General features: G+C 65.7%; 4 protein-coding genes. 3 read left to right on the top strand and 1 reads right to left on the bottom strand.

What is annotated here, in order from left to right:
• Positions 1–358 precede the first annotated feature (358 nt).
• From RM423_RS24245 to RM423_RS24235, 3 genes are all read left to right on the top strand, one after another.
• A complete protein-coding gene (locus RM423_RS24245; RefSeq protein ID WP_311425608.1) occupies positions 359–640 on the top strand; it encodes a sigma factor in 282 nt (93 codons plus the stop codon).
• Entirely contained in the window at positions 625–963 is a 339-nt protein-coding gene (locus tag RM423_RS24240) for a sigma factor-like helix-turn-helix DNA-binding protein (RefSeq protein ID WP_311425607.1), read from the top strand. The genes RM423_RS24245 and RM423_RS24240 overlap by 16 nt, the downstream gene beginning before the upstream one ends.
• Positions 964–2,594: 1,631 nt before the next feature.
• Positions 2,595–2,831 carry a helix-turn-helix domain-containing protein gene (locus RM423_RS24235; RefSeq protein ID WP_311425606.1) on the top strand — a complete coding sequence of 79 codons (237 nt, stop codon included), beginning with the start codon at positions 2,595–2,597 and terminating at the stop codon, positions 2,829–2,831.
• A gap of 135 nt (positions 2,832–2,966) precedes the next feature.
• Here the strand turns inward: RM423_RS24235 and RM423_RS24230 are convergent.
• Positions 2,967–3,607: class I SAM-dependent methyltransferase (locus tag RM423_RS24230; RefSeq protein ID WP_311425605.1), on the bottom strand; the 641-nt coding region annotated here is incomplete at its 5' end.

The raw sequence follows: 3,607 nt of genomic DNA, 5'->3' as shown, positions 1-3,607 counted from the left end.
CCGCAGTCACCGACGAGGCGTCCGCGACGCCGGGTTCATCACCGGCACGCTGGTTGTCATTTTAGCGAGCACCATGCTGGGGTTGGCTCTGCTACACCCAGTGCTGAACCTGCCGTGAAGGCGTCGCCACGTACCGGCGGCACCGCAAGCGGTTCGTATTGTCGTCCCTGCTCGCCGGTGAACCCACAGCAGCCGCTGCCCGAAGCAGGGGCCGCTGTTGTCGTGGACGGGGGCTTCCACGTCCCGTCGCATCGTCCGCGATCGTTATCTGCTTCCTTCATCCCGGCATTGCTGGCGCCGATGGTGATGGGTAGGCCCCGCCTTGACGTGGATGGCGCCGGGTGGGACAGGAGGCCGCATGCACGCATTCGACGGAGTTGTCTCTGACGTGATCCCCGGTGCGCCGGCGACAGCTTCGGCTCCTGACCTTGCGCGTTTGCTGTTTGCAGCGTCTGAAGGCGATGAGCAGGCGTTCGGCGCGCTCTATGACCGCACTAGTCACCGTGTGTACGGAATGGTGCTGCGGGTTCTGCGGGACGGGGCGCAAGCTGCGGAGCTCACGCAGGACGTTTATCTGCAGGTGTGGCAGCGGGCCGGGCAATTCGACCCCGCCAAGGCGCGGTGTTGCCGTGGCTTCTGATGATCGCCCACCGCAGAGCCGTGGACCGGGTGCGGGCCTCGCAGGCCGCCATGGTGCGCGCCGCCCTGCACGCCGCCCTGCACGCCGACCGGCCCTATGACTCGGTCACCGAGGACGTCCTGACCAGTCTCCAGGCTCGATGTGTCCGCGCGGCGATCGCCGAACTCAGCGAGCCCCAGCGCCGCGCCCTGATCCTGGCCTACTTCGTCGGCCACACCCACACCGAGGTCGCGACCTTGCTCAACCTCCCACAGGGCACGGCGAAAAACCACATCCACGACGGGCTCACGCACCTGCGCGGACTCGTTCCCGCCCACGCCTGAAGAACCGAAACGCCTTGGTGTCGTCGTCGAGGGGGTAGCAGTCGATGACGAGGCGTGGCGCCGGCGAGGGACAGTAAATCTGGGTGTCGGGGCTGTGCGAACCGGAATGGGCACGCGGCGTAGACATCTAACCCGAGTGGCGGGCCGTCGACCGGGCAATGAGTCTGGCACGGACCATTGGGTGGGTTGGGTACGGTCGTTCATGGATCGGCCTCCTGTGGGATGCAGGGGTTCGGTCAAGGCTCGGTCAGGTGCTGAGGAGATCTGGCCGGGGCGCCTGATCAGGCGTCGCCCTCGGATGAGGGACTCCTCGAACCTAAGCCGGGCCGCCCCGCCGCCCAACTCCGGATGTCAGACCCGCGCTACCCGCTTCATCACGCACGCCGTCACGAAGCAACGCCGAGACGATGGCGGTAACCGTCGGCCTAATCAAACCCGACCCGACCTGCGCACTAGGTCGGCGCGGCTCAGCGGGCTGTCTTCTCGTAGCAGTCCCGCGACCGTAGCTGAGTTCGCACGTCGCACATGCGCAGTACCCACCCGCAAGATCCATGTGCTCCATTATCGAGGCAAACCTTGTCCTCCACCTGGGCCTCTACGGCGCGCAACTGGTCGATCAGCGTCGGCTCGGACCGGACCACGGGCTGCTGTGGCGCCCATCCTGCAACGGGCCGCTCAGTCCGCTGCTCGACGCCGGGCTATGAGCTGGCGGTGGTGAGTGTCTGAGCGGCCCTGGTGAGGTGGTCGCGGAGAAGGCTTTCGTAGTCGCGTTCGGCGGTCCTCTTGCGGGCGGCGAGCGCCACCTGCTTGTCATGATCAAGAGACCCGGATCTGTCCGATGAGCGCGCGCACTGTCGCAATTCTCTCCTCCCGGCGATCTCAGGTTGCGCCACTGCCCGACCAGTAGACGTCGAACCTCCTTGACCGGTGGACGTCTAGCGACCTACATTGCGATATCGGAGGCGATGTCGCGATGTCGGATCGGGCAGCAGCGTTACTGGACAAGGGCATTGCACTCGTTGCGGCCCGCGGAGCGCGACGAGCTGCTGCACGCTGTCCTGCTGGGTCAGCTCAGCAGCATAGGGACGCCCACGGCGGGGTTGGCGTAGCTGAAGAGGGACTCGATGGCGTCCTCGCGGGTGTAAAAATTCCACCGACTCCCGTCTGCCGGGTCGCGCCACTGCGGGGTCGGAGTTCATATCGAAGGCTGGCGATAGCTGCCACCCGCGACCGAGGACCGGCCGCCCCGCGCCGGCATCGACGGTCGTGTTCGAGGCATTGGTACCGAGGGACACAGCTCACACCGCGCCAGACCCGCGACTTCAACGTCATCGACGAGACACTCGGGACGCTGTGACCCCGGGACACGCTTGTCGGCCTCGACCGGCACGGCCTGGCCTACCGCAAGCCCGTCAGAGCTCATCATCCGACGCGGCGCCTCCGCACAGCGCGCGGTCATGGTGATCAGCCCGGCACGCCCCGCCGGATACGGGGTCCGCTCGTGACCTGACGGGTCGACGACGGCGGCATGGACCCAGGAGGTAACTCACGTAAAGTACATTTGGCTTAATCATCGCACATGGGGTTCTCCTGTGAAACCCGTCTTATCTTCAACGCTCCCGCCCGCATGGTTGAGCACGTGCCAGGGCGCCCTGGCCGAGTTCGAGCGACAGCTGATCAGCGAACGCACCCGCGCCGGACTCCAGGCGGCCAGAGCCGGCGGCCGCAGGCCCGCACTCAGCGCCGACCAGCAGGCCCTCCTGCGTCAGCTCTACGACCAGCGCCAGCACACCATCGCGCAGATCGCCAGCATGCTTGGCGTTAGTCGGCCGACCGTCTACCGGTACCTCGGCGCAGAATCACCATGACAACACGGCGATAGACCCATCCAGGATGGCCCGGACCTCTTGGATTGATGACGCGCGGCTCGGCGCGGACGAGGGCGATGTACGGGTGAAGTTCGCTTGTTGAGCCCGCTCGATCGATGTCTCTTGGGTTCGGGATTACTGACGGACGTTTGGACTCGAACCGACGTGCGGAGGTTTCCTACGGTTCCGAGTAGGCACGCGGGTTCGCGAACCCGCGGACACGCAGCTTGGTCGTCGGTTGCGTTTACGGGCCAGGAGCCACTGGAACGAGGATTCGCCGCTGGGTTCGTTCATGGTGACGATCTCGTTGATGACGGGGTCGAAGCCTGCTTCGTGGAGCAGCCGAAGATTGGTGTCGGGTCCGTAGCCACTGAAGTACATCGGGACGCCGACGAAGTCGTCCTGCATTCCGTCGGTATCTCCACGCGCGCTGAGGGTCGCCAGCAGGTAGCCGTCTGCTTTCAGCCAGCCGGCGATGCGCCGGAGCACGTCGGCGTGCTCGACGCGTGGAATGTGAGTCAGCGAGTAGAACGCAGTGACTGCATCAAACGTGTGTGGCGGCAGCTCGACAGTGGCGATGTCGGCCTTGGTGAACCGGGCGGTCGGGATCCGGTCTTGAGCGCGGCGCAGTTGCTCTGTCGAGATGTCGATGCCGAGGACGTTGTGTTGTTCGGCGAGCCTGGCTGTGCAGGGGATTCCCGCGCCGCAGCCCAGATCGACAACCTGCGATCCGGGTTGGAGCCGTGCGAGCAGCTGGTCGAGGAAGCGAAGCCGAG

This window comes from Jatrophihabitans lederbergiae, assembly GCF_031845305.1.
GTDB classification, from domain to species: Bacteria; Actinomycetota; Actinomycetes; order Mycobacteriales; family Jatrophihabitantaceae; genus Jatrophihabitans_A; species Jatrophihabitans_A lederbergiae.
The sequence above is the reverse complement of the archived record's forward strand: the minus strand, read 5'-3'. Positions and strand labels throughout refer to the sequence as shown.

Excerpts from the sequence above, each read along its gene's own strand:
- RM423_RS24245 (WP_311425608.1), top strand. The coding sequence starts at position 359 with ATGCACGCATTCGACGGAGTTGTCTCTGACGTGATCCCCGGTGCGCCG.